This is a genomic window from Lunatimonas sp. (assembly GCF_020832325.1).
Classification (GTDB): Bacteria; Bacteroidota; Bacteroidia; order Cytophagales; family Cyclobacteriaceae; genus Lunatimonas.
In genome coordinates this window covers 1-24,762 of sequence record NZ_JAFIEU010000021.1, presented here as the reverse complement: position 1 = coordinate 24,762, position 24,762 = coordinate 1, and the positions used below count along the sequence as shown (strand labels likewise).

The 24,762-nt window shown below is 45.6% G+C and carries 22 protein-coding genes and 1 rRNA gene; 19 read left to right on the top strand and 4 right to left on the bottom strand.

Annotated features, from left to right (window positions below; all coding sequences use genetic code 11):
• The first annotated feature begins 194 nt into the window (after positions 1–194).
• From JJU34_RS08250 to JJU34_RS08235, 4 genes are all read left to right on the top strand, one after another.
• Complete coding sequence (locus JJU34_RS08250) at positions 195–461, top strand: DUF493 family protein (protein ID WP_228691874.1); 267 nt, start codon at positions 195–197, stop codon at positions 459–461.
• Positions 462–480: 19 nt separating this feature from the next.
• Positions 481–711 carry a 4a-hydroxytetrahydrobiopterin dehydratase gene (locus tag JJU34_RS08245; protein ID WP_228691873.1) on the top strand — a complete coding sequence of 77 codons (231 nt, stop codon included), beginning with the start codon at positions 481–483 and terminating at the stop codon, positions 709–711.
• A complete protein-coding gene (gene rsmI / locus JJU34_RS08240) occupies positions 711–1,394 on the top strand; it encodes a 16S rRNA (cytidine(1402)-2'-O)-methyltransferase (protein ID WP_228691872.1) in 684 nt (227 codons plus the stop codon). Before JJU34_RS08245 ends, rsmI begins: the two co-directional genes overlap by 1 nt.
• Positions 1,395–1,517: 123 nt before the next feature.
• Positions 1,518–2,315 carry an inositol monophosphatase family protein gene (locus JJU34_RS08235; protein ID WP_228691871.1) on the top strand — a complete coding sequence of 266 codons (798 nt, stop codon included), beginning with the start codon at positions 1,518–1,520 and terminating at the stop codon, positions 2,313–2,315.
• 482 nt (positions 2,316–2,797) lie between these two features.
• Here the strand turns inward: JJU34_RS08235 and JJU34_RS08230 are convergent, their stop codons facing one another.
• A complete protein-coding gene (locus tag JJU34_RS08230) occupies positions 2,798–3,052 on the bottom strand; it encodes a hypothetical protein (protein ID WP_228691870.1) in 255 nt (84 codons plus the stop codon).
• Positions 3,053–3,713: 661 nt separating this feature from the next.
• On the opposite strand from JJU34_RS08230, the gene JJU34_RS08225 reads away from it, so the two are divergent.
• The 3 genes from JJU34_RS08225 to JJU34_RS08215 all read left to right on the top strand — a co-directional run bounded on the left by JJU34_RS08225 (position 3,714) and on the right by JJU34_RS08215 (position 9,276).
• Positions 3,714–4,901 (top strand): glycosyltransferase, encoded by a 1,188-nt coding sequence (locus JJU34_RS08225; protein WP_228691869.1) that lies wholly within the window; start codon positions 3,714–3,716, stop codon positions 4,899–4,901.
• A gap of 327 nt (positions 4,902–5,228) precedes the next feature.
• On the top strand, positions 5,229–5,843 hold the full coding sequence (locus JJU34_RS08220; RefSeq protein WP_228691868.1) for an NAD(P)-binding domain-containing protein: 615 nt from the start codon (positions 5,229–5,231) through the stop codon (positions 5,841–5,843).
• Between the two features lie 466 nt (positions 5,844–6,309).
• Positions 6,310–9,276, top strand: coding sequence for an AsmA-like C-terminal region-containing protein (locus JJU34_RS08215; protein WP_228691867.1), 2,967 nt, complete (start codon positions 6,310–6,312; stop codon positions 9,274–9,276).
• Positions 9,277–9,280: 4 nt separating this feature from the next.
• Here the strand turns inward: JJU34_RS08215 and JJU34_RS08210 are convergent, their stop codons facing one another.
• Positions 9,281–10,201 carry an AEC family transporter gene (locus JJU34_RS08210; protein WP_228691866.1) on the bottom strand — a complete coding sequence of 307 codons (921 nt, stop codon included), beginning with the start codon at positions 10,199–10,201 and terminating at the stop codon, positions 9,281–9,283.
• 67 nt (positions 10,202–10,268) lie between these two features.
• Positions 10,269–10,640, bottom strand: a complete 372-nt coding sequence (locus tag JJU34_RS08205; protein WP_228691865.1) for a UDP-glucuronosyltransferase — start codon at positions 10,638–10,640, stop codon at positions 10,269–10,271.
• Between the two features lie 156 nt (positions 10,641–10,796).
• Here JJU34_RS08205 and JJU34_RS08200 point away from each other — a divergent pair, with 156 nt between their 5' ends.
• From JJU34_RS08200 to JJU34_RS08175, 6 genes are all read left to right on the top strand, one after another.
• Positions 10,797–11,159, top strand: coding sequence for a hypothetical protein (locus tag JJU34_RS08200; protein ID WP_228691864.1), 363 nt, complete (start codon positions 10,797–10,799; stop codon positions 11,157–11,159).
• Positions 11,160–11,411: 252 nt separating this feature from the next.
• Positions 11,412–13,679, top strand: a complete 2,268-nt coding sequence (locus tag JJU34_RS08195) for a TonB-dependent receptor (protein ID WP_228691863.1) — start codon at positions 11,412–11,414, stop codon at positions 13,677–13,679.
• Positions 13,680–13,897: 218 nt separating this feature from the next.
• The gene (locus JJU34_RS08190) at positions 13,898–14,347 is read left to right on the top strand and encodes a PA2169 family four-helix-bundle protein (RefSeq protein ID WP_228691862.1); all 450 of its coding nucleotides are present in this window, start codon (positions 13,898–13,900) and stop codon (positions 14,345–14,347) included.
• A gap of 323 nt (positions 14,348–14,670) precedes the next feature.
• Positions 14,671–15,996, top strand: coding sequence for a pitrilysin family protein (locus JJU34_RS08185; RefSeq protein ID WP_228691861.1), 1,326 nt, complete (start codon positions 14,671–14,673; stop codon positions 15,994–15,996).
• A 31-nt stretch (positions 15,997–16,027) separates the two neighbouring features.
• A complete protein-coding gene (locus JJU34_RS08180; protein ID WP_228691860.1) occupies positions 16,028–18,073 on the top strand; it encodes a pitrilysin family protein in 2,046 nt (681 codons plus the stop codon).
• A 33-nt stretch (positions 18,074–18,106) separates the two neighbouring features.
• Positions 18,107–18,826 carry a peptidase, M16 family protein gene (locus tag JJU34_RS08175; RefSeq protein ID WP_228691859.1) on the top strand — a complete coding sequence of 240 codons (720 nt, stop codon included), beginning with the start codon at positions 18,107–18,109 and terminating at the stop codon, positions 18,824–18,826.
• Positions 18,827–18,891: 65 nt separating this feature from the next.
• On the opposite strand, the gene JJU34_RS08170 is transcribed toward JJU34_RS08175, so the two are convergent.
• Complete coding sequence (locus JJU34_RS08170) at positions 18,892–20,535, bottom strand: M61 family peptidase (RefSeq protein WP_228691858.1); 1,644 nt, start codon at positions 20,533–20,535, stop codon at positions 18,892–18,894.
• Between the two features lie 125 nt (positions 20,536–20,660).
• Between JJU34_RS08170 and rpmH the strand changes: the two genes are divergently transcribed.
• The 6 genes from rpmH to JJU34_RS08140 form a co-directional block, all read left to right on the top strand.
• Positions 20,661–20,819 carry a 50S ribosomal protein L34 gene (gene rpmH / locus JJU34_RS08165; RefSeq protein WP_228691857.1) on the top strand — a complete coding sequence of 53 codons (159 nt, stop codon included), beginning with the start codon at positions 20,661–20,663 and terminating at the stop codon, positions 20,817–20,819.
• A 40-nt stretch (positions 20,820–20,859) separates the two neighbouring features.
• Positions 20,860–21,219 (top strand): ribonuclease P protein component, encoded by a 360-nt coding sequence (gene rnpA, locus JJU34_RS08160; protein ID WP_228691856.1) that lies wholly within the window; start codon positions 20,860–20,862, stop codon positions 21,217–21,219.
• Positions 21,220–21,233: 14 nt separating this feature from the next.
• Positions 21,234–22,904, top strand: coding sequence for a S41 family peptidase (locus tag JJU34_RS08155; RefSeq protein WP_228691855.1), 1,671 nt, complete (start codon positions 21,234–21,236; stop codon positions 22,902–22,904).
• A 186-nt stretch (positions 22,905–23,090) separates the two neighbouring features.
• On the top strand, positions 23,091–23,780 hold the full coding sequence (tsaB, locus tag JJU34_RS08150) for a tRNA (adenosine(37)-N6)-threonylcarbamoyltransferase complex dimerization subunit type 1 TsaB (protein ID WP_228691854.1): 690 nt from the start codon (positions 23,091–23,093) through the stop codon (positions 23,778–23,780).
• Complete coding sequence (locus tag JJU34_RS08145) at positions 23,777–24,289, top strand: DUF2480 family protein (protein ID WP_228691853.1); 513 nt, start codon at positions 23,777–23,779, stop codon at positions 24,287–24,289. Before tsaB ends, JJU34_RS08145 begins: the two co-directional genes overlap by 4 nt.
• Before the next feature lie 369 nt (positions 24,290–24,658).
• Positions 24,659–24,762: ribosomal RNA gene (locus JJU34_RS08140) — 16S ribosomal RNA — on the top strand; the annotation flags it as partial.

Sequence of the window (24,762 nt, the reverse complement as noted above, 5' to 3'; positions counted from 1 at the left end):
TAGGCAAGCAGGATATGTGTTCTTATCAGATTACTACCAAAAGGTTAGAGTCAAAACTTAAAGAACCGCCCTGTACCGAACGGTACGCAGGGTGGTGTGAGAGGACAGATAGGGAACTAATCCCTATCTTCCTACTCGATTTTCATATGGATTTAATTAATCCTCAGAGGCGTTACCTATAAAAAAGTGGTGGTATGAACAAGAAGTTTGATATAACTTCCTTTAGGGAGAGGCTGGATGCACAATCCAGCTTTCCGACGCTGTATATGTTTAAGTTCATTGTACCGAAAGGAAGCGAGGCTGAGGTAGCATCCCTTTTGCCGAATAACGAGATGAAGTTGAAAGAATCGTCCAAAGGAACCTATGTCAGCGCCACCATTCAGGCGTTGATGCCAAGCAGTGAGGCGATCATTGACGTGTACCTACGTGCATCCCGTATCGAGGGTGTAATAGCTCTTTAAACCTAAAAAACAAAAGCCTATGTGGACGGAAGAAAATAATCAGTTGGCCAAGTCCTTTGAATTTGGTGATTTTACGGAGGCATTTGCTTTCATGACGAGGGTGGCCTTTTTAGCGGAGAAGCACGGACATCACCCGGATTGGTCTAATTCCTATAACAAGGTTTCCATCTCCCTGACCTCACACGATCAGGGGCACGTGGTGACCCAAAAGGATTGGGATCTGGCTCGGGCAATTGATCAGTTGGTATAATGACAGAGACACCCCACCTGTACGTGGTTCCCACGCCCATTGGTAATCTCGAGGATATTACGCTGCGTGCGTTGAATGTGTTAAAATCGGTGGATGTCATACTCGCCGAGGACACCAGGACTTCGGGAAAGCTCCTAAAGCACTATGAGATCAAAAAGCCATTGGAAAGTTACCATATCTTCAATGAGCACAAGTCCGTGGAGCGCCTCGTCGCTAGGATAGAACAAGGTGCTGTTATGGCCTTGGTCAGTGATGCGGGCACTCCAGCGATTTCTGACCCGGGATTTTTGTTGGTACGGGAACTGAGAGAGCGTGGGTTTACGGTTAACTGCTTGCCAGGGGCCACCGCCTTCGTTCCTGCGTTGGTGAATTCAGGCCTCCCCATAGATCGCTTTGTTTTTGAGGGATTTCTTCCCCATAAGAAGGGGAGAAAGACCCGTTTAGAAGCGTTGGTGGAAGAATCCAGAACCATGGTTTTTTATGAGTCGCCCCATCGGTTATTGAAGACGCTGGTTCAGTTTTCTGAAGTGTTTGGCCATGATCGGATGGCATGCGTCAGTAGGGAATTGACGAAGATATACGAGGAAAACGTCAGAGGAACGCTTGCTGAGTTGATCGAATACTATGAAAATCACCCCATCAAAGGGGAGATCGTATTGACTGTGGCAGGCGGTCGGGCTTGAGGTATCCATCATCTGTCGTTTTGGCTACTCTACAATGGGGGATCTAACAACAGGTGGGTACGAGTAGATTCAGCAAAGCGCCTGTCACCACTACGAAGTAACTAATAAACTATTCAAATTACTATGGATTTACATTCGCTGATACAGCCTACCGTGGAAGCGGCAAAAGAAGCTGGAACATTCATTCGCCAGGAGCGGGAGCATTTTCATGCAGGTAAGGTAGAACACAAAGGTTTCAATGATCTGGTTTCCTACGTGGACAAAGAAGCAGAGAAAATCATCGTTAAAGCGCTCAAGCTAATTTTTCCTGAAGCCGGTTTTATCACCGAAGAGCAAACCGTGGAACAGGTAGATACCCCTTGGAAGTGGATTGTAGATCCCTTGGATGGAACGACCAATTTTGTGCATGGAGTTCCTTCCTACGCAGTCTCTATCGGACTTGCGAAGGATGGCGTGGTAATGTTGGGTGTGGTCTATGAAGTGGGCAGGGACGAGTGTTTTACGGCCTACCGAGGGGGTGGTGCCTATTGCAACGGCAAGCCGATTCAGGTCAGTGAGGCGGATGAACTTTCCAAGTCCTTGATTGCGACTGGATTTCCCTATCACCTAGGCGATCGATTGGAGGTACATTTTGATTTGCTCAAGGACCTGGTTTTGAGCAGCCACGGACTCCGGCGTATAGGCAGTGCAGCGGTAGATTTATGCTATGTCGCTTGCGGCCGGGTAGAAGCCTACTTTGAATACAACTTACAGTCGTACGATATTGCTGCCGGAACGTTGGTGTTGGAGGAAGCTGGTGGGCAAGTCAGTGATTTTAGGGGTGGATCCAACTTTTTATTCGGGGGCGAGGTATTTGGTTCGAATGGGAAGGTTCACGGGGTTGTTCTAGATAAACTGAAGGGGTTAGCGGCGAAAAAGTAACTAGAAAACTTGAATATTTGGAAATAAGGTTAAATTTACTGCTACGAAAAACGAAACGGAGATGAGAAAAGAGTGGGTAGAACCAGTAATGTTGCCAATGGGTGTGTTTTCTGGTGTTAGTACAGCAAATACAGAGACCTTTACCTTCGGGGTTGGCGACGGAGGTGGGTCCTGAGGCATTTTTTTTGAAGCTTCAGATTAATGATGCCTAGTCAGGGGGTATTTAAGTAAAATTTGAGACTAGGTGACTTGTGTGTTAGAATTATTTTGTATTTTGGCGAAAGAAAAAAAATAACTTGGCATGAAAAAAGAATGGGTTGAGCCGCAAATTCTCGTCTCCGAGGTAGAAGGGGGATACACGAAATCTGTCGTTGGGGAGAGCTTTGGTTATGCTAGTTGATAGAAATCTTTCATCCACCGTAGCGTCATTTCGAGTCCATCTAAAAGATGGACTCAGCATTTGTGTCCAAGCTCTTTTGCAGCTAAAAAAAAGTCCGCATTTTTTTGAGCGCGGTTTGTGGTTCTCGGTCTTTAAAAGAGATCAAAGAACGTGGCGCACCTGTAAGTTCCCATACGGTATTAGCAAGTTCACAGATCTCTATTTGATCGTCGTTCCCGATGTTGTAGGTTCTCCCTGGTACAAAGTAATCGCTTATAGCCGAAATGGTATCCACCGCATCTAAAAGAAAGGTGGAGGATCGGAGATGAGAGGTAAATACCGTGATGGGAATTTGCATTAATGAGTGGTAACAGAATTTGCAGTTTACAGACCTGCTCGTAAAAATCCTCGCCGTTCTATCTGCCAAATTCTGCAGCACAATTGTAAACCAAATCAAATGGTCCTGCATCTGAGAAAACTCTTTTTAGCTAACGGTATTCGCTGATATCGCACCGGGCATATTCCAAATTCCCATCGTAGATTTTTCGGATAAAGCCACGCTCCCCCAAATAGTGGGTAAGGTCTACACCAAATACGGTTTTTCCCATAGCTTTAGTTTTGACAGCATTGCCAATAACCCCTTTTGAGCCTGTACCAAGTATTTTCACTTTTTAATATGTGTGTTTTAGCAGCTATACTTTATTCCGATCTATCGGGATGCATTCCTGCGGCTGGGTCTAATGAATTATTATCATCCCATTGTGTAGATACATTTCTTACGCGGGTACCATTTGATTGCAGTAAGAACTTATAGCTATGAGTTATTTTGTGAATCTACATGCCTTTTGGATTCCCCCATTTTTTGTTAGCAACTCGGCGAAAAAGCTGCTAAATTGCTTGCTACGTTGATTATAAGCGTTGCCAATTTGCAATAGTATGGGGTGGTCATTCAACGAGCAAAACTATTCCATTCAAACTTGAATAGGCCAAATGCTCATTAAATAAGCGATCATAAACGTATGCAAAAAGTCTTATTTCTTTTCCCACATTTTATTGGCCATTTGAATCGAAGTTTGCTTTTTGCGGAGAAGCATCGTGCCAAGGGGCATGAGGTGATCTATGTAATTTCTGCAGAACACCCCTTTCCCTTTTCCTATCCCTGTTTGTTTTGGGATCGGGGTAGGCTGGGATCTTTGGTGCGGAAGTCGATAAAGGAATCGTGGAGTTGGGAGAAGACGCTTATCGAAGTTAACAAATCAAAGGACCTACTTCGTGGAATAGTCGAAGAGGTTAATCCGGACTTAGTGTATTTCGATGATTTCTGTGCGGCTGATTTGCTTTTGGTATGGGAATTGGTTGATATGAGTAAGGTCTCCATCTTGAGCCCTTCCTTTCCTGCTCAGAAATCCACTGATATTCCGCCACAGCAACGGTTCAGCTTGCCAGGCAAACATGCACCACAGGAATGGGAAAAATTAGAAACAGAATGCTTTGAACCAGTCGTCACTAAAAAAGTGAGGGAGTTAATGGTGCTGATATCAGAAGAAATGAGGTTACCGGAAAGATTTGCCATTTGGAATTTTTTTGAATCGATACCCATGTTTTCCAATCTGACGAAATATTATTGCGTTCCTGAATCATTTGATTTTCCTGGCCAGAAGTTGAAGCCTTGGGAGAGATATGCAGGTTGGAGTGTCCGTTTGGATAGAGATGAACAGATCGATCCTGCGGTTGCCTTTATAGCAAAGAAAGCAAAATCCAGAGAGGGGAATAAATTAATATATGTATCACTAGGAACAGTCGTGCTGGATTTCGTGCCAACGGGAGTATTGATCGAATTTTTTGAGAATATCATTGCTATCGGGCAGGACAACCCCAATTGGTATTTTTTTGTACAGGTACCGGAGGTGGTTGCATCCATCTTACGTCCAAAATCAATCAATGTCCATATTCGAACGTTTTTACCTCAACTTTTTTTATTGAGGCAAGCTGATTTGTCGTTGAGTCACGGAGGCACCAATTCAGTTGCGGAGGCCATATTGCTCGGTGTTCCCCTGCTTGTGTTCCCTTCGATTGGTTTTTTGGATACAAAAGGAGTTTGTGCCCGCGTGGTTTACCATAAGTTCGGTAAGGCTGCGAGCCTCGATACAGGTAGGTCAGAACTTTTTGAATTGATGAAGAGAATCATGGAGGGAGTAAGCGACTAGGGCATAAACGTGTTTCTCTGTATGTATCTCAGCAATATGGCTGAGCCCTCGGATTATTTGGTCGCTTGCGGAATAGCAGCGGTTTTTTTCAGATGAAGAGTTTTGGCAAATAGATCGGTGTCCATACACCGCCATATTGATTTTAACTACAAATAACTTGTTTTGAACAAATTATTTGGTTATATGAAAAATAACTGTTTACTTTCCGTGTGATTATTACGCTTACAAAAGCTTAGCTAATATCCGAAATAGGTCAAACGCTTAATCATCCATTTCGTTGGCCGGGGTTTTGGCGGGCTTTACCACATCTCATCGCAAACGAACACCATGAAGTTAGCTATATTAGGAGGTACCAATCTTGCCACTGCGCTAGGCAATAAGTTCTTAGCAAGGGGGATGGACGTGGTTTTTGGCGTCAGGGAGGGTTTTCATGCAGGTCAAATTGCCTGGAAGATCCTTCAAATGCAGAATCAATCCATGCTTACCTTTCAGGAAGCCATCGAAAGGGCAGACATCGTGTTCATCTGCAGTGACAACGACGTACTACCACAAATATGCGCGGCAATGAATTCCATTGATACGGTCAATAAGATCATCGTGGATTGTACCAATGGCACTTCGGAGAATGAGCTTGGATGCAACACGGGGTTTATTTTAGAGCAGACCAACCACCAATCACTCTACAAGGCTTTTAATAATCTCGGCCTTGAGTATCCCAAATCAGACCCGTTGGAGTTGGTCAAGGAAACCTATTTCTGCGGGGATGGTGTGGAAAGCAGACTGATCTTAAAGCGGTTGATTGAGCTGATCGGATTCAAGGCCATTGATGCCGGAAAATTAAAAAATGCCAAGCTATTGGAGGCCGTTTATCACCTGCGGAGAGAAATCGCGCACGTTAAAAATGGGTACGGCGATTTTCATTTTAAGCTCATGTCAGTTTAGGACTGGGTTATTGGTATAGAATAATTTTTCGACCTTTGATTTAACTGAGCGTTGCAGCGTTTTTTAGGGAAGATAGCGCTTTCTTTTACAGAGGCTGATATTTTATAGTTGCCATGGGCACAATCTTTGATGATTGTTAGCCGAAATTATTCCATCTACGTTTAATGAGCTAAATGGAGTGTCCTAACCTCTTTTTTGAATTCGTCAAACTCCATCGTTCCGTTGACGTAGAGTTTGCCTGAGCCATGATGCGGTCAAACGGTACACAATGGGATGATCGTTCCACATTTGATTATCCTTGTCCGCACACGGATGTAAACTTCAATAGGCCTTTCCGAGTAAACGGGGAGACCATTAATAAACAGTTGTAAACAGATGAAATCGAGCATGACGCAGCCGTCACACACTGGGATGACTATCAACCATGCGAGATTCCATGTGACCGCTGAAAAACAATTATAGACACATGAAAAAAATATCCTACATCATTCTAACCTTTTTTGCAGTGGTGTTGATTGCCTTGATCACGGTTCCCTGGTTGTTCAAAGATAAGATCCTTCAGAAGGTGGAGCAGGAGATTGCAGCCTCCATCAATGCCCGGGTGTTCTTTGATTACGACAAAGTAGGGATAAGTGCCATTCGCCGATTTCCGAATATAACAGCTACCTTGGGCGACTTTGGTATTGTGGGAAATGAGCCCTTCGCTTTAGATACCCTAGTGGATGTGGGTAGCCTGCGGGTAGATCTTAACTTGTTTTCCGTGTTGTTTAAGGATTATCCTGAGCTTACCGGCATTCGATTGGAAGATGGCAACGTGTATATCAAAGTCCTGTCAGATGGGCAAGCAAATTACGATATTACCATTCCTTCTGAAACCGAGGAAACAAGTGGCTCCTCCGAGTTCAAGATCGGTGTGAACCGCATTGAAGTCAAGAATTTGGGTTTTATTTACGATGATCGGGAATTAGACTTTTTCCTGGCATTGGGGTCCTTGGATTTGCAGGGGACGGGTGACTTTACGTTGGACGTGTACGATCTGGGGGTCACAGGAGGTGGAGACCTTATCCGTATGGATTACGAGGGCTCTAATTACCTGGTTAATAAAAAACTGGCAATAGACACCCAAATCAATGTCGACTTAGATCGAATGGTTTTTGCGTTCGGAGATGCCTCCGCATCGCTGAATGATTTTGGGTTTGGGCTCGATGGATCCATAGGGCTACCGGAAGAGGGGATTGCTTTTGATCTGGATTTTTATGGGTTGGATAATACGTTTAAGAGCCTGTTGTCCTTGGTTCCGGGGATGTACACTGACTCATTTTCTGGGTTGAAGACCTCCGGTCAAATGGATTTTAAGGGGTTCGTTCGTGGGCTTTATTCAGAAGATCGGATGCCTGCTTTTCAGTTGGCGCTTAAGGTTGCAGATGGTATGTTTCAATATCCCGACCTGCCTAGGCCTGTTCAGCAGGTACATATTGATTTGCTGGTGGACAATCCTTCGGGGGTGCTTGAGCAAACTGCCATCAATCTTTCGGATTTTAGGCTGAGTTTTGGAGATCAGCCGATTTCGGGAAGCTTGCTTGTAGAAAACCTGATCCATTACGACATGGACGGGCAGTTGTCAGGAAGGTTAGATCTAGCGGAGTTAACATCCATTTTCCCTTTGGAGGGGATGCAGCTTAGAGGTAGCATGTCGGTGGATGCAGCAGCAAAAGGGCGTTATGACAGTGTGGCCAATACCATACCGACCATTAATGCCCATATCGGCCTCGCCAACGGCTACGTAAAGAGTGTGGAATATCCCGCAGCCATAGAAGATATGGAAATCCGTACGCAGATAACCAATACAACCGGCCGGATAAGCGACCTGGTGGTCGATATTCCCTCATTTGGCTTCAAGCTGGACGGTGAACCGGTTAACGGGTCACTGAACATCCGCGACTTGGATAAGCTCATTTGGGATCTTTCCGTACACGGTTCGGTGGATTTGGGTAAACTGATCGCAATTTTTCCGATGGAAGGCGTTATCATGGAAGGGAAGATTCGAGCTGACATCGATTCTGACGGAAGCTATGCGGATGTAGAAGCCGCTCGTTACGATCGCGTATCCGTGGCAGGGGATGTAGTCGTCAGTGATTTTTATTATGCTACTGCCGATTTACCCCAAGGCATTCGAATTCGCGAAGCAACCACTGATTTTTCTCCCAGTTTCATTCAGTTGAAGACTTTTGATGCCCGGCTCGGCAAAAGTCCCGTCACGGCAACGGGTAGGCTTTCGAACTACCTAGGTTTTATGTTAGGAGAAGCCGGTACAGTTCTCACAGGAAATTTAGATTTACAGTCATCGAGTTTTGACGTTAATGAATGGTTAACGGCTACGGGTGAACCCGTTTCTTCGGAGGAACCGCTCCAAGTCGTCGAATTGCCCAGAAATGTGGACTTTACTATGTCGATTGACGCAGGTGAAATTCTGTATGACAACTTGGTGTTGAAAAATGCGAGGGGCGTGATGAAGCTAAATGATGGGATATTAACATTCCGAGACTTTTCGACCAACACCTTGGGTGGACAAATGGGTTTCTCCGGGTCTTACAACAGTCAGGATGTAAAAGCTCCCTTGTTTGACTTTGTATTCGATGTGAATGCGTTGAGTGTGCAGGAGGCTTTTAGAAGCTTCAATACAGTAAAAGCCTTTGCTCCCGTTGCCGAGCATGTCACCGGTACTTTTACTACCCGCTTTGGCTTGTCCGGACTATTGGGGCAAGATATGATGCCGGTATTGTCTTCTTTGGATGGGAAGGGTTTGGTCAGGATGGCGGAGACTGCCATTCGGGATAGTCAGTTAATAAAGGGCATCACTACCCTCACCAAATTAAACGATACCGCCACGCTGAATCTGCGTCCGTTCAATATTCAGGTGGAGATTCAGGATGGGATGTTAAAAGTCCCCCCCTTTGATCTTCGGATCTGGGACTACGAAACCCGTATTCAGGGAAGTACTGGCTTTGATGGTTCCATCAGCTACTTGGTATCTATGCAGGTTCCCGCTGAAAAATTTGGTTCCCAGATCAACAGTTTGGTTTCGGGACTTACCGGTTCAGACCTGCGAGGAACATCCATACCACTGGCGATTAATATTGGTGGAACTTATGGAAATCCAAGGATCGGATTGGCAACAGGTGAAGGGCTGGATACCTATTTGGCCAATGCGCTCCGTTCGAGGGTTTCTGCAACCGGAGCAAGGGTGCAGGAACAGGTAGCCGCTGAGTTTCAGGCAAAGGAAGATAGCCTCCGTCAAGAGATTAAAGAGCGTGCGGAGGTTGTCAAAGATAGCGTAAGGGCAGAGGCTGACAGGGTGTTGGATCAGACAAAGGAAAAGGCAGCGGAAGAAGTGCGGGGATTGCTACGTGGTCTTACGAGGCCCAAACCCTGAATGGTTAAAAGTTTTCTACCAGATAGTACCAGAGCGCCAATGAAAAAAACGATAGCGGGATACCTAATCCTACTAGCAAAGAGGCCATTTTAGGCCTCAGATCGTAGGTAGTGGCGATGATGGAAGAGGTGATCATGGGTGCCATGCCTGCTTCGAGCACACTTACCTTATAGATTAGTCCCTGATCGCCTGTTTTGTCCAAAAGCAATCCATAGAGTAAAAAGATTACCAAGGGAGCCAAAAACAATTTGTAGCCAAGGCCATACCAGAGGTAATGGTCTTTGATGTCTTTGAGGTTAATTTGTAGCTGCATGCCCACGGCAATGAGAGCTATCGGTGTTAGGGTGGAAGCCAGACTCTCCAAGATAGTCTCAAAGCTTCCCCGGATTTCAACTTGCGCTATATTCAGCGTGACGGCTACCAGAAAAAAAAGGAAGGGAGGAAAAAACAGCACCTTTTTGGAAATATCTCTCTTCCGCATTTTTTCCGAACCGTAGATTGAGGCGACGATGATGGCTAGGCTGCTGACGACAATGAACGAACCTGGTTGATCGATCAGTACAGCGATCTTTAAGCCCTCAGCTCCGTAAATAGCCTCAATGATCGGATAGCCTACGAACCCAGTGTTGGACAACCCGCCGCACACAATGAGGCATCCGATGGTGTTGCGCTTCCAATTAAATTTCCTGCCGACAGTCCCAAAAAGCACCCAGGTCAAGGGGAAAATAATCCAAGCGACCAGTATGGGCAACAGGATGGCCAAGCTTATTTCTACCTTGGAAATGTGGAGTAGGGATATGGCAGGTAGTACCACGTAAATCAGGTATGCATTCAGTGTACGGGGGGCATTTTCTGGAAAATCTTTGATTCTCCTTAAAAATACACCGATGACGATGCATAAAACGATTAGGTAGATATTTGCCATAAGTCGCAACAAAATTAGAAAAAGCAATGGATTTATCAGCTAATACCCATCATTTGGGAGGGGGGACCTAGTAGCCAAAATGCTTTCGTTTTCCAGCAAAAAACTGCTCAAGCTGCGGATAAAGGTTGCTCTTAGCGTTGGGAATGCCGGAGAGGGTTAATTCTACATTACCTAGCCCGGTCCCGGGCTGTACCTCCAGTCGTTCGATAAGCAAGATAAGTTCCTGTAGGGTCAAGGGCTTTTTAGAGTGATCGGGATTCAGCGAAAATTCATTTCCGTAAAAATCGATGGCCTCGTAGTAGATGACCCCATCCACGGTAGTTGCATAGAGTGATATCTCTTCGCCCCAAGTGCTTTCTGGGTAGGTTAGCTTGACGATAAGTGCGCTAGGGCCGGTTCCGTTGAAATAGGTGTCAGGTGCAAAATCAAAATCAACCATGCCTCAAAAATAAAAAATATTGCTCAACCGACGATGGTCAGGGGATTTTCGGCAGTAAAAAACCTTGGATTTCGGTTACATTTTGAAGAGTTCGTTTATTTCTCTAACTTTACCCAAATAACTTCCGTAAAATGCTCGTAATTTCGGATTAGATCAATGCATTGGATTAGAAAAATATTGCCAGCCATCAGTCATGCCTTTCTAGGCTTGATTTTTTTGATGTTGGCAAATAATATCTTTTTTTACCATGAGCATGATCTGGAGACTGGCGAAACGATTCGCCACGCGCATCCGTTTTTTTCGGAGGAAGAGGAACAAAAGCGTGATCACACAGAAAACGAGCTTATTTTGCTCGATTTGGTTACCCACGCACAGTATTTTTTGCCAGACAGGGTTTCGTATATGGAGCAGGCCCTTTCTACTTCCGTTTGCCCGTATATTTCGTACGTATTTGTCGCTCCTGCATTTGAATGTCAGACGGTACTTTCCCTTCGTGGTCCTCCAAGCCATTTTTCCTAATTACCGATAGTTACCCCTTAAGTACACAGATTATCTGTATGCAACTATGGGCGGCATAATCGGTCATAGCCACCATTTTGGTTCTACTTGGGCCAGTGGAAGATGGTTTTCCGGCTAATTAGACATTTATTCTAGAAGTCAGCCTTGAATCCAGCCTGCCAGTCGGCAGAAAGACGCGATGCAAGCCTCCCCCAGGGGATGTTCGTGCACGTGTAGGAACCTGGTGACGGCTTAAAAACAATTATAAGACAGATGAAATTACTCTTTACGATAGCTTGCCTGTTTTTGCTACAGGTGGGCAATGGCCAATCCGATACCAATAGTTTATCAGGCATTGTGTTAGATAGTGATACCAAAGAGCCCATTCCGGGTGTCACCGTGTTTATTCCGGAATTAAACAGAGGTTCGGTTACGAATTTGGATGGATCATTTCAGCTAGCTCTATTGCCTGCACGGGAGATTACCCTGCAGTTTACCTTTGTAGGGTATAGTTCGGTTATTTTGAGGACAAATCCGTCCAAGCAGGCCAAGTTGACCGTTTCTTTGGAGCAGACTACCACCACAGTGGATGAGGTAGTCGTTTCCGGTGCTTATGTGATGAGCAAGGAAAGTTCACCCATTTCAATTGAAAAAATAAACAGAGAGGCCATCCTCAAGGCACCTGCGCCTAGTCTGATGTCTGCCTTGGCAAGAACGCCCGGAGTAAGTGAGATTTCGCTTGGACCGGGAATCAGCAAGCCGGTGATCCGCGGATTGTCCTTTAGCCGGGTTTTATCTGTTTACCAAGGAGCCAGGTTTGAAAACCAACAGTGGGGGGCCGATCATGGTCTGGGAATGACTGAAACCGGCATAGGCAGTATAGAGTTAGTCAAGGGCCCTGCATCCATCATCTACGGTTCCGGGGCCATGGCTGGCGTAGTGCATCTAATTGAAGATCGTGACGCTAGTGTAGGAGAAGTGGAGGGAGATCTGACCCTCAGAGGGTATTCCAACTCGTTGGGAGGCCGGGTGGAGACCGGGGTGAAAGGGGCGACAACGTCTGGAGTTTTGTGGTCCCTGCGCGCAGCGACGGAATCCCATGCAGATTATTTGGATGGAGATGGGAATGCTGTGGGCAACACACGCTTTGCTACACAAAATATCAAAGCAGGCCTCGGATTGCAGCGAAAATGGGGCGATACCCGGATTCGGTATACCTACTTGGCCCAGCGCTTAGGGATATTGGAAGAGGACGAGATGGATGAACTGGTTACTACCCGAAATGACCGCAGCCTACAGTTGCCTTTTCAGGATGTAAAGGATCATTTTCTAAATTCGGAGACCAACGTATTTTTGGGAGAAGATAAGCTGAAGATTACGCTGGGCTACCATTGGAATTTCAGACAAGAAGTCGAAGACGATTTTGACGAGGTGGACTTGGGGCTTAACCAGCAAAACTTCATGTATGACATAAAGTACTACAAAGGAATCAGCCAAAGCACAGAGGCGATTTTCGGTATACAGGGGTTTTACCTTCAAAACCAGAATCAGGAAGCCGCAGAAGAGATCCTCATTCCCGACGCCACCAAGGACGATCGGTCTATCTATGGGCTGTTGAATTTCAATAAGAATGCGTGGGTTCTTCAGGGTGGATTGAGGTATGATTTCCGGAGGGTGGTGGCAGACGCGAGCAGGCAGATGTTTGTTGACTACGGATTCCTGCTTCCCGGCGAGCCGGAAGACAGGCAACTTACCAGTACATTTGACGGAATCACTGCCAGTGGTGGGGCGACTTTTCGGCCGGATAGAAACTGGCGGGTGAGGTTGAATGTGGCTTCTGGATTCCGGGCACCGGATTTAGCTGAGCTGTATTCCAACGGCCCACACCCCGGCACATCCCGGTTCGAGCGGGGAAATGCCAGTTTTGGGCGGGAGCAAAACCTACAGGGAGACTTGGGAATTAGGTACAGCTCGGAAGACTTCTCTCTTTCCGGAGAAGTATTTTATAACCAAGTAGATAATTACATTTTCTTTGCCCCGATCGGCGAAAATGTGGGGGATCTGATCCTGTGGCAGTTTGAGCAGGATAACGCCAGGCTCTACGGGGGAGAGACTTTGTTGGAAATTCACCCGAGAGCCCTGAAGTGGCTGACTGCATCTACTTCGTACAGCATGGTTATAGGTAAGAGACGGTCAGATAATTCCTATTTGCCCTATATCCCGGCATTTCGCTGGAACCAAGACCTGACAGTAGAGTTAAAAGATTTGGCCAGTTTGAAAAAGCCGTATATCGGGATTTCAGGGGTGCTGGTTTTTGACCAAGATAGGGCAGCAGCGATGGAAGAGGCCACCCCGGGATATTACCTTCTGGGCCTGAACTTTGGTGGTAGCCTGATGATTGGTGGTCAGCGGGTAGAGACCTATGTCAATGGGACCAACCTATTGAATCAAACATTCTTGGATCATATGTCCCTGTACCGGCCCTTGGGTATACATCAGATGGGGAGGAATGTTTCCCTGAATATTAAGCTGAATTTTTAATAGTCAGCAAACTAAGGGCTGGGGCGAAATACGTTCCAGCTCTTTTTCACTAAGTGAGAAACCATTCATCGGAGTGGATCGGATAGAATGCCCTTGGGGCGTAGCGGAAGGTTTTTAGGAGCAATCCCTCTTCCTCCCCCAAAGTAGTCGGTTTTTATCTGGGATTTTTTTCCCGTTTCAGTTAATATGGCGTTATTTGGGTAAAAAAATAACCGTCTATGAAGCCCAAGAAAGAACTTGTACACGACCTCAATGATTTGCTAGAACGGAACTATGACGCCATACAGGGCTATAGGGATGCTGCGCGCAATGTGACCAATGAGGAGCTGAAGCGGTTTTTTATCAATCAGGCCAAGGAACGTTTGAAGCTCGCGGAGGAAGTTAAGGTAGAGATCAGGCTGTTGGGTGGCAATCCTGTGAAGGAGGGTAGTCTGCTGGGGATTTTTCACCGTTCTTGGATGAACTTCAAAACCTCTCTCAATCACGACAACGAAAAGGAGGTATGCGAGGCTTGCATTACCGGTGAGGAGAAGGCTGTGCGGGAATACGACCAATTACTAGGTCAGAAAGGTGTTTGGAGCGATCGCTTGATGCTCGAACTACAGGACCATAAAACGATTACCTTACAGGCAATTCGGGATTTAGAATCATTAAAAGAAAAGTTTTAAATGAAATTAATATTGGTGGTTTCATTTTGATTTTTCTTTTTTTATTTTTATTTCCAGATTTTCGAACAATTACGCCCGGTTTAGGAGTTTTGAGTTGGTATTGATTTTGTAGAGAGCTGCTGATTAATGAGCATAGGGATATGTAGACCAAATAACATATCCTGTAAATGAGACTGAACATGACGTATCCGTCACACAATGGGATGATTATATACGACCTGTTTTTTGGCAGGCAGGTACGGGGTTTTCCTGGGACGAGTATCAGGCAATTCCGATCTTTGGCAAGCGAAAAGTTAGACCACTAAAAAACAAATGATAATCTTATGAAAAGAACGATCCGTTACACGTGGGTGGCATTTTTATGCAGCTTCTCGCTGTATGCCCAAAACACCATTGAATTTAAGGAGGTTACGCTGGACAATGGCCTGCATGTGATCATGCATCAGGATAACAGTACGCCGATTGTCGCCGTGTCGGTGCTCTACCATGTTGGTTCAAAAAATGAAAAGCCGGACCGCACGGGGTTTGCGCATTTTTTTGAACACCTGCTGTTTGAGGGTACGGAAAACATTGGTCGCGGCGAGTACATGAATAAGATCCAGGCGATAGGTGGTACGCTTAATGCGTTTACCTCCAATGACATCACCTACTATTACGAGATTGTCCCCTCCAACTACCTGGAGACAGCACTCTATATGGAGAGCGAGCGAATGCTACATCCCAAAATAGATCAGGTCGGGGTAGATACTCAAAGGGAAGTGATCAAAGAGGAAAAAAGGCAGTCCTACGACAATCGCCCCTATGGAACCATCCTGCCTGAAACCATGAAGCGCGCCTTTGTCGAACATCCGTACCGGTGGCCGGTAATCGGGTCCATGGAAGATCTGGATGCAGCTAGACTGGAGGAGTTTATCGCGTTTCACAAAGCCTACTATGTGCCTAATAACGCCACGCTGACTATCGCGGGAGACATTGATTATGTACAGGCCGAAGAATGGGTAAGGGCTTACTTTGGAGAAATTCCCTCGGGACCGTCCGATTTTTACCGTCCCAACGTGAAGGAACCGAGAAAGAAAGAGGAGGTCCGCGATGTGGTGTACGATAATATTCAAATTCCTGCGATCATTCAGGCGTATAACCTGCCCCCAAAAAATCATCCAGATTCCTATGCAATGGAGATGTTGTCCACGTACTTGACCGGGGGGAACTCTTCTTTGATGACCAAAGAGCTCGTAGATAATCAACAGAAAGCACTGGCGGTTCAGGCCATTCCCCTAGACCTGGAAGATGGGGGCGTTTTCATCATGTATGCGCTTACGAATATGGGCATAGAGCCTGATGCGTTAGAAACGGAGATCGATAGGCTCCTTGTAGATGTGCAGCAAAATGGGGTATCGGAAAACGATTTCCAAAAACTTCAAAATATCATTGAGAATGATTTGGTTAGCAAAAACAGCTCCATGGATGGTATCGCACAGAATCTGGCTCAAGCACACGTGTTCTTTGGAAGCACAGATTATATCAACCGTGAATTGGATCAGTTTCGAAAAGTAAAGCGAGAGGATCTTCAGCGGGTAGCGAATGAATACATCAACTTAGATGGTCGCGTGGTGCTTTATTATCTACCTAAATCTGCTCAAGCAGAGTAACCATTTTTCACCTTCAAAATGTATAGAAAAAATGAAAAAGCTGTTACTAATAATTTTATCGGTGGTATTGGTCCAAGTGGCGGGGGCTCAAATTGATCGTTCGACCTATCCGGAACCTGGTCCAGCCCCAGAAATCAAGCTTGGAGATGTGGCGTCTTTCACACTGCCCAATGGGTTAAAGGTATTTGTGGTGGAAAACAGGAAGCTACCGAGGATCGCCTTTTCACTGGTTCTGGACCGAGACCCCTTGTTGCAGGGTGAAAAAGCAGGGATGCTGGACTTGTACGGAGACATGATGATGGGGGGAACTGCCAGCAGAAGTAAAGATGAACTGGACGAGGAAGTCGACTTTATCGGTGCGTCCCTGAGCGCAACGTCTACGTCACTCTTTGCATCTGCATTGACGAAGAATAGGGACAAAATAGTGGAGCTAATGACTGATGTGTTGTACAATCCCATTTTTCCTGAAAATGAGTTGGATAAATTAAAAAAGCAGGCGATTTCCGGTCTGGCAGCCAGTAAAGATGATCCGAATTCCATTTCAGGGAGACTTACAGCAGCCCTAAACTATGGCAAAGATCACCCCTACGGCGAGACGTACAGCGAAGCTACCATTAACCATATTACTACTCAAGATATCAAGCAATACTATGCAACCTATTTTAAACCAAATATTTCCTATTTGGCAATTGTAGGGGACATATCCTCCGAGGAAGCGGAAACGCTGGTGAGAGAGCATTTTAGCAAGTGGGAAAAAGGAGAAGTGCCTAGCCATCGCTATGCCATGCCTACTGTGCCCCCAGCCAGCAAAGTGGCCCTGGTGGATAGGTCCTCGTCCGTGCAAACCGTGGTTAATATTACCTATCCGTTGGAAATGAGGCTCAGTCATCCCGACTTTTTCGTAACTCGACTGATGAACTATGTACTGGGTGGAGGCGCATCTTCCCGTTTGTTTATGAACCTAAGGGAAGACAAGGGATATACCTATGGTGCATATTCCTCTATCGGTTCGGATAAGTTGGTAACCAGCTTTTCTGCAAGGGCCAGTGTGAAGCAGACCGCCACTGACAGCGCCATTCACGAGATGATCTATGAAATTAGAAATTTGGCCGAAAATGGAGTCACGGAGGATGAGCTTCAGGCCGCCAAAGCGAATTTAGGGGGTTCTTTTGGCAGATCTCTAGAGAGTCCGTCTACCATAGCAAGTTTTGCCATCAATACCGAGAGGTATGGCTTACCGGATGATTTCTATGCGACGTACCTACAGCAGTTGAATGCAGTAACGGTGGAGGATGTCAATAAGGCGGCTCGGAAGTACCTCATGCCGGACAACCTGTACATCACTGCGGTGGGTAATGGGCGTGAGATCGGGGAAAAGCTCCAAGTGTTTGGGGATCTCACTCGGTATACCAATATGGGGGATGTGGAAAAAGAAATTGATCTGGGTGAGGAAGCGTTAGATGCGTCTGGTATCCTGCAAGCCTACCTGCAAGCAATCGGCGGGGCGAGTGCCGCAGAAGGGATAAAGACGGTCAAGATGGAGTTGGCTACTGAGATTCAAGGAAATCAAATCACTATGATCACCGTACAGGACACGCCAAATGAAATTATGGTGCAAAAGGTCCTGATGGGTGGCACCGAGGTGAGTAAGACCGTGATGAAGGATGGAAAAGCCACCGTCAGTGCGATGGGTCAATCCCAAACCTTACCTGATGAGCAGTTTGAATATTTGAAAATGTCCATGTGGTCCGTACCCGAGCTGTTTTATGAGACAATGGGGTATACCCTTACGGTAGACGGAGTCACCGAAGTCGAAGGAGAGGCGGCTTACAAACTGATTGTAGCCAATCCTACCGGCGGAGAGCTGATAAATTATTACAGCGTGGCTACTGGGCTTAAATTGCGAAGCGATGATAGCCTCAGTGGAGAGACGACTTATAAGAGCTATGAGGCCTTTGAGGGGGTGCTTCTGCCGGTATCACTTTCTGTACAAAGCCCTATGATTCCAGTTCCCTTGGAGTTTGAAGTGAAGGAATTAGAGGTCAATGGATCGATTTCTGACCAAGACCTGAAATAATTGTTTTTTTTGTTTACCTAAACCAATATACACATGCAACGATCCATCAAACTAATTGCACTAGCGGTGCTTTTTCAAAGCACCTTCCGGTTGTTTGCCTATTCCGATGGGCCAGGGTATTCGGTGGAGGATAAATCTCCCGAAGAAATCATCAATAATTATGTGACGGCGGTCGGTGGCTTAGATAAAATCAACGCAGTCAAAAACATGGTAATGGTGATGGAAGCGAACATACAAGGTATGACCTTGGAAATCAGCTCTACCAGTGACCAGGAGAATAAGAGGCTGGTGCAACAAACCGCCATGAACGGAAACGTGATGCAAAAAACCATTGTAAAAGATGGAAAGGGCTTCATTTCTGCAATGGGACAGGTACAGGAACTACAGTCTGAGCAGTTGGACGCCGTCAACGCACAGATCTATGTCTTTCCCGAAATCCATTACGAAAGGTTGGGCTACACGCTTTCTTCGGAAGGAGAGAGTGAAGTAGAAGGCGAAAAGGCCTATGTGTTGAAAATTGTGACGCAGGGTGGCATAGAAACCAAGGAATATTACAGCGTGCAAAGTGGACTGAAGCTGCGTACGTCTTCCGAACAGGCAGGAGATATATCCTACAGTGACTACAGGGAAGTGGATGGACTCAAGATACCTTATAAAATGACCATCTCCAATGCCATGCTGCCGATGCCAATAGAGGCTACCTTAGTTTTGGCTAAGTTTAACGATCAATTAGATAATTCACTTTTTGAGTAATTCCTTATTGATTGATATATACCTGAAAAAAGCCCGGAAGTAGTGGACTCCGGGCTTTTTTCGTGTCAACGCATCCACAGGTCTCTTAGTGGGTTATTGGCTTCTTCGCATACCAGTTCGTAATTGTCGAAATAGGTTCGGTTAGTTTTTGGCAAGCTTATAGATAGGGACTTGCCACCTCGGGTTACGTCTAATTTCAGGCCATTACTTGTAAGTTCAATTTTGCCGATAAGGTCTGCTCGCATGAGTTTGTGGTATGCTGGCGCATCCGGGTGTAGTCGGGTGATTTTGTCCGAATCGTCTAAAATAATACCGTAATATGTACCCAGGTTATCGGGAAAGTTGTCGGGACGTATAGCAATATGAGCCCACATTAAACATTCACGCAATACTGGGAGCAGGTCCTCGGTGCCATAGATAAACCGCTGAAAAAAGGCAGAAATGAAGGGGATGTCTCCCGCGCAGGCGCTTACGATCGACTCAAAGTCTTTCAGGGTATAGCCGGTTTCGGTTTTCCCATAGGTATTCCACATCTGCTTCATCACGTCCTCTAAAGACGACTGCCGATCCAATAAAATCAGATCCAGGCACAAGGATATCAATGCTCCCCGGTTATAGATACTTACTTTTTTATCTGGAATGCCTACCTTGTATCCATCGAGCCATAAGTCAAAGCTGGAATCGGCGATCGATTGGTATTTCCAGCCCTGGCTAACTGTCTCCCGGTTTATTCGCTTGGTGAGTTCATCTAGGTATTGAGGCATGGAGTATGCTCCGCATCGCAATAGGTACATGTCCCCCAAATAAGTGGTCACGCCCTCTGCGATGAGGCCTTCTTGGAGGTAAGCTTCTTTGGAAAGATCGTAAGGAAGGATGGCAGCAGGCCGGATACGGCAAACATTCCAAAAGTGATAGAGCTCATGCGAGCTCACGCCAACGAGTTCGGCCATCTCGGTAGGGTCTTGCAGCAGCATCGCTGAGCCATAAGTGATGACGGTGGAGAACTTGTGTTCTACTCCATGGAAATGCGTATAGGGCAGAAGCTGGTAGAGGAAGTGGTAGTTTTCAGCTGGAAAATCGCCAAATGCATCTATCTGCCGTGCGGTAAAGGCACGGAAGGTTTCGATCAGTGCAGGGATGTCGAAGTGTATGTCTCCCTGAAACCACAAGTGAAAAAGGGTGTTTGCCACTTGGTAGGTTGCGTGCTTCAGAGTTGGGGAGGCGATAAATGGGGAGTCGATTAATTCCTGATAGTTTGATGCCCAAAATTCAAAAGGTGAGGTTTGTGTTAGGGCTGTTGCCACTTGATAGTGACCTGGAACCCGTAAACTAATGGTTATTTCTTCTTCGGTACGGCCTTGAATGTCAAATGCGAGGTTGCTAAAGTTCACGTAAAGCTGTTCTGTGTCAGCCCAGCAGCCTCCTGCGTCCATCTGACCGGCGTAAAATTCGTAGTCTACCACGTAGTCGCCTGCTTTTCCAGCCCGGAATGTCCATCGATCTTTGGTGAGTTTTTGGAACGGTACGTTTTCGCCGTTGACATGGACTGAGATTCTTCGGACATACTGAGCATAATGGGCCAGTTCATACCTGCCCGGTCTCCATGCTGGCAGTTGTAGTGAAATGGGCTCGTCTTGTTGGCAGGCGATTTGCAGTTGGATGCGGATGAATTGGGAGGTAGGGATTTCTTGGGAGATCTCGTATTGCATGGGTGCTTGGGTACGTTTGTAAAACAAAAGTAATTGCCTGGTTTGTAAATAAAAAAAACCTGTCTATCTTTGCACTCCTTTTACTGTCGGATATAGAGTCTTATAAGAATTAAATAGATAAAGAAATGAAAAGAACATTCCAACCTTCCCGTAGAAAACGAAGAAACAAGCACGGTTTCCGAAAAAGGATGTCTACTGCGAATGGAAGAAACGTCCTGAAATCAAGAAGGGCAAAAGGTCGGCACAAACTTACCGTTTCTTCTGAGAAGACACTTAAGAAGTAATAGTGTATGTCTAGGGGGTATATTTAAGCATCTCCAAGGTATGGATCGTAAATTTCCAAAATCGGAAAGATTGCATTCCAGAAAGTCTATTAAGGAACTTTTTGATAAAAGTTCCTCTTTTTTTTTATACCCGTTTAAAGTAATTTTTTTGGCCTCAGAGTCTGTCGGAACCGATCAGGTGCTGATTTCTGTTTCAAAGAAGAAGTTGCGGAAGGCTACCGACAGAAACTGGGTAAAGCGGCGAGTTCGCGAAGCCTACCGGCTCAACAAACATTTACTGGCGGAAAAATCTGGCCCTCATAAACATATCGGACTTATTTACGTATCCTCTGACTTAATAGCATACGACGAAATAAGCAAGAAAATCGCCACCATTCTAAAAAAATTGAATAAACTCTAATTTATCCAAGTACCATGCGGCCCACCTCAAAAAGAATCCATCCGAAGAAAGCAGCTCTCTTTTTATCCATTGTTTTCGGACTCAGTTTGGCTTTTGCGTTTACCTTCAAAAACGACAAGCTTTTTGCGATCGCTAAGAACCTGGATATTTTTGCTTCCCTGATTCGGGAGTTGGATTCTTATTATGTGGATGAAATTGACCCCGATGCACTCGTGACGGTGGGCATTCAGGCGATGCTAGAGGAGTTGGATCCCTATACGGAATTTATTCCTGAGGAAGAGCAGGATGATTTTCGGATGATGACGACGGGCGAATATGGAGGAGTTGGTGCGCTGATCGGAAATAGGACGGGCACGAACATGATCCTAATGCCCTATACCGGTTTTCCGGCGCAGGCAGCTGGATTGAAAATAGGGGATGAGATCCTGCGGGTTGATTCGGTAGATGTGAGGGAGAAGGCGACATCCGATATTTCCAAGTTATTGAAAGGTCCGGCAAACACCAGCCTAATGGTAGAGGTAAAGCGTGGAGAAGACACCCTTCAGTTTCACCTTACCCGACGTAAGATTGTTATCAGTAACGTTCCCTATTTCGGAATGATCGACCTTGAAACGGGTTATATAAAGCTGAGCGATTTCACGACCAACGCCGCCGCGGAGGTGAGAGATGCGGTGATTCAATTAAAGGCACAGGGTATGAAAAAGCTGATCTTGGATGTGAGGGATAATCCAGGAGGAATCCTAAGAGAGGCTGTTGACATCGTCAATCTTTTTGTGCCCAAGGGCAAAGAGGTAGTTCGTACTATTGGAAAGTTGCAATCCGTGAATACTGTCTATAAGACCGAGAAGTCTCCAGTGGATAAGGAAATGGATTTGGTTGTATTGATCAATGAGCGCAGTGCTTCTGCCGCAGAGATTGTTGCGGGTGCATTGCAGGACTACGACCGTGCAGTGTTAGTGGGAAGGAAGACCTTTGGAAAAGGATTGGTGCAAAGCACTATTCCTCTTTCGTATAATTCCCAAGTAAAGTTAACAACAGCCAAGTATTACATACCCAGTGGTAGGTGTATCCAGGCGATTGATTACAGTTTAAAAGACGAAGAAGGGAACGGGCGCAGTGTGGCAGACTCTTTAAGGAAAGAATTTACGACGAAAAATGGCCGAATCGTGCTAGACGGAGGTGGTATAGAGCCTGACCAGCTGGTAGCGGTTGAAAGTTTTGCCCCTATAACCTACAGCCTCGTAGGAAGGAGCTTGGTATTTGAGTATGCGAACAAGTTCTCTTTGGAGCATGCAGAAATTCCCTACCCAAAGGATTTTCAAATTACAGACAAAATGTATCAGGAGTTTGTAGACTGGTTGGGGGATAAGGAATATGACTATGTCACCAGGGTGGAACGGGCAATTGAGGATTTGGAGAAGTTTGCCGAAAAGGAGAAATACTACGAAGATATCAAAGGAGAAATAGCGTCCCTCAAGAAGAGTGTTCATCACAGCAAGGAGCAGGATTTGGTTACGTTTAAAGAAGAAATTAAAAAAGCACTACGGGAGGAAATCGTCTCTAGGTACTATTTTCAGGAGGGAATCATAGAAGCTTCTTTTTACCAAGATCGAGATATCGAAGAGGCGGTGCAGATTCTCGGAGACAATCGCTTGTTTGCAATGAAGCTCAGTCCTAAAAAATAGTGTGTGATTTTGCAAGGTGGCTTCCGCTGATTTTTGGTCCGTTGGCAGGTCAGGGAAATTGTATCGATAGGTATGTGCCTTACTTTGCAGCTTAAGTGGAGGCAAAGCGGTGGTATTTTTGGTAGCCTTCGGACGGTTTTTGCACGAAAAAGGGGTTGGTTAAAGGATGTCAAGAGATAGAATTGAATGGCTAAGATACTTTCAATAGAGACAGCGGCAAAAGTATGTTCTGTAGCGGTACATGAAGACGGTAGCCTACTTGGCTTATCCGAGTTACATTTGGACAATATTCATGGTCGGAAGCTTATTCCGGTTGTGAAGGAATTGCTTGGATCACTGGGTTTGACAGGAATTGAATTGGATGCTGTTGCGGTATCCAAGGGTCCGGGATCCTATACGGGACTTCGTATCGGTGTATCGACTGCCAAGGGGCTGGCTTATGCTTGGGACCTACCGCTGATTGGCGTAGACACCCTGGATGCTCTCGCTAGAAATGTTCGGGGTTTTGGGATTGAGGGAAACTTGGTGATTCCGGTTTTGGATGCGCGCAGAATGGAAGTATATGCCAAAGTACTTGACTCAGAAGGCAAGGAGTTAGAGGGTGTTACATCGGTTGTTGTTGATCAAGCGTCCTTTTTCGGGTACGCCAATGAAGAGACTGTGTATATTATAGGGGATGCAGTTCCTAAGCTGAGGGGAGTATTGGTTCATCCAAACATGCGGTTGATCGCGCAATTCAATTCGGCAAAGACCGTAGGAGAGATTGCGTTTGAGTCCTATCAGTTAGGGGTATTCGAAGATTTAGCCTATTTTGAACCGAACTACCTGAAGGAATTTAGGGTTATATCCTCCAAAAAGGGATTGTTGCATACATGAGCGATATTGTAAACAGGGTAGAGAAAAGTGGGATTGTATCATTGAATCTAGAAGAATACTATCTACAGGGCGAGCGGGTTGTTTTTGACCTCAAGCCTTTTCTATTTCAGGAGATGATAGTAAAGGAGAAGGATTTCAGGCGATCCTTAAAAGAATTGGACTGGTCGCAGTACGAGGGGAAATATGTAGCGGTTTCGAATAGTGTGGATGCCATCGTGCCGACTTGGGCCTATATGCTGGTGATGAGTTATCTGGTTCCGGTGGCTCAGGAGGCCATAGTAGGTGGACTAGATGAATTGGAAAGGTATTTAATGACGAAGGTTTTGAGTGAGATTGATCCGTTAGACTTTCAGGGTAAATCAGTGGTAGTAAAAGGATGCAGTAAGTACCCTGTTCCGTTGCAGGCCTATGGGGAGGTTGTGAAATTGCTGATGAGTTCTGCACGAAGTATTATGTTTGGCGAGCCATGCAGCACTGTCCCACTTTGGAAGGAAAAGCAGATTAAATAATTTCGAATTTATAGGGCTTAGCTTTGGTAAATTTAAGAAAGAGCCCTATGTTTGCATTCCCGTTAGAGATGCTGACGGCAAGCCACCTGAAAGGGGCTTCTTTGATTGTCGGTTTCGAAAAAGAGTCAAAAAAGAAAAATAATTTATTTTTAGATTCCTTTTGCAGATTAAAAAAATAACCCGATATTTGCACTCGCTTTTGGGATTTAAGGTTGAAAGCAGCCGAAAAAACATCCCCAATTCAGCTTAAATGAAGTTGAAAAAGTTCTTTGAAGTAATGTAAGACAGCAAACTAAATAAACTGTGAATATCGATTTGATTCGGTACAGATAATTATTTTCCTTTTAGTTAAGGAGAGCCAAGAACTTTACAATGGAGAGTTTGATCCTGGCTCAGGATGAACGCTAGCGGCAGGCCTAATACATGCAAGTCGTACGGCAGGATTTTCTTCGGGAGATCTGAGAGTGGCGCAC

What these genes read in the sequence shown, in the direction of transcription:
- JJU34_RS08250 (WP_228691874.1), top strand. Translation starts at nt 195, where the DNA reads ATGAACAAGAAGTTTGATATAACTTCCTTTAGGGAGAGGCTGGATGCA.
- JJU34_RS08245 (WP_228691873.1), top strand. Translation starts at nt 481, where the DNA reads ATGTGGACGGAAGAAAATAATCAGTTGGCCAAGTCCTTTGAATTTGGT.
- rsmI (WP_228691872.1), top strand. Translation starts at nt 711, where the DNA reads ATGACAGAGACACCCCACCTGTACGTGGTTCCCACGCCCATTGGTAAT.
- JJU34_RS08235 (WP_228691871.1), top strand. Translation starts at nt 1,518, where the DNA reads ATGGATTTACATTCGCTGATACAGCCTACCGTGGAAGCGGCAAAAGAA.
- JJU34_RS08230 (WP_228691870.1), bottom strand. Translation starts at nt 3,052, where the DNA reads ATGCAAATTCCCATCACGGTATTTACCTCTCATCTCCGATCCTCCACC.
- JJU34_RS08225 (WP_228691869.1), top strand. Translation starts at nt 3,714, where the DNA reads ATGCAAAAAGTCTTATTTCTTTTCCCACATTTTATTGGCCATTTGAAT.
- JJU34_RS08220 (WP_228691868.1), top strand. Translation starts at nt 5,229, where the DNA reads ATGAAGTTAGCTATATTAGGAGGTACCAATCTTGCCACTGCGCTAGGC.
- JJU34_RS08215 (WP_228691867.1), top strand. Translation starts at nt 6,310, where the DNA reads ATGAAAAAAATATCCTACATCATTCTAACCTTTTTTGCAGTGGTGTTG.
- JJU34_RS08210 (WP_228691866.1), bottom strand. Translation starts at nt 10,201, where the DNA reads ATGGCAAATATCTACCTAATCGTTTTATGCATCGTCATCGGTGTATTT.
- JJU34_RS08205 (WP_228691865.1), bottom strand. Translation starts at nt 10,640, where the DNA reads ATGGTTGATTTTGATTTTGCACCTGACACCTATTTCAACGGAACCGGC.
- JJU34_RS08200 (WP_228691864.1), top strand. Translation starts at nt 10,797, where the DNA reads ATGCATTGGATTAGAAAAATATTGCCAGCCATCAGTCATGCCTTTCTA.
- JJU34_RS08195 (WP_228691863.1), top strand. Translation starts at nt 11,412, where the DNA reads ATGAAATTACTCTTTACGATAGCTTGCCTGTTTTTGCTACAGGTGGGC.
- JJU34_RS08190 (WP_228691862.1), top strand. Translation starts at nt 13,898, where the DNA reads ATGAAGCCCAAGAAAGAACTTGTACACGACCTCAATGATTTGCTAGAA.
- JJU34_RS08185 (WP_228691861.1), top strand. Translation starts at nt 14,671, where the DNA reads ATGAAAAGAACGATCCGTTACACGTGGGTGGCATTTTTATGCAGCTTC.
- JJU34_RS08180 (WP_228691860.1), top strand. Translation starts at nt 16,028, where the DNA reads ATGAAAAAGCTGTTACTAATAATTTTATCGGTGGTATTGGTCCAAGTG.
- JJU34_RS08175 (WP_228691859.1), top strand. Translation starts at nt 18,107, where the DNA reads ATGCAACGATCCATCAAACTAATTGCACTAGCGGTGCTTTTTCAAAGC.
- JJU34_RS08170 (WP_228691858.1), bottom strand. Translation starts at nt 20,535, where the DNA reads ATGCAATACGAGATCTCCCAAGAAATCCCTACCTCCCAATTCATCCGC.
- rpmH (WP_228691857.1), top strand. Translation starts at nt 20,661, where the DNA reads ATGAAAAGAACATTCCAACCTTCCCGTAGAAAACGAAGAAACAAGCAC.
- rnpA (WP_228691856.1), top strand. Translation starts at nt 20,860, where the DNA reads ATGGATCGTAAATTTCCAAAATCGGAAAGATTGCATTCCAGAAAGTCT.
- JJU34_RS08155 (WP_228691855.1), top strand. Translation starts at nt 21,234, where the DNA reads ATGCGGCCCACCTCAAAAAGAATCCATCCGAAGAAAGCAGCTCTCTTT.
- tsaB (WP_228691854.1), top strand. Translation starts at nt 23,091, where the DNA reads ATGGCTAAGATACTTTCAATAGAGACAGCGGCAAAAGTATGTTCTGTA.
- JJU34_RS08145 (WP_228691853.1), top strand. Translation starts at nt 23,777, where the DNA reads ATGAGCGATATTGTAAACAGGGTAGAGAAAAGTGGGATTGTATCATTG.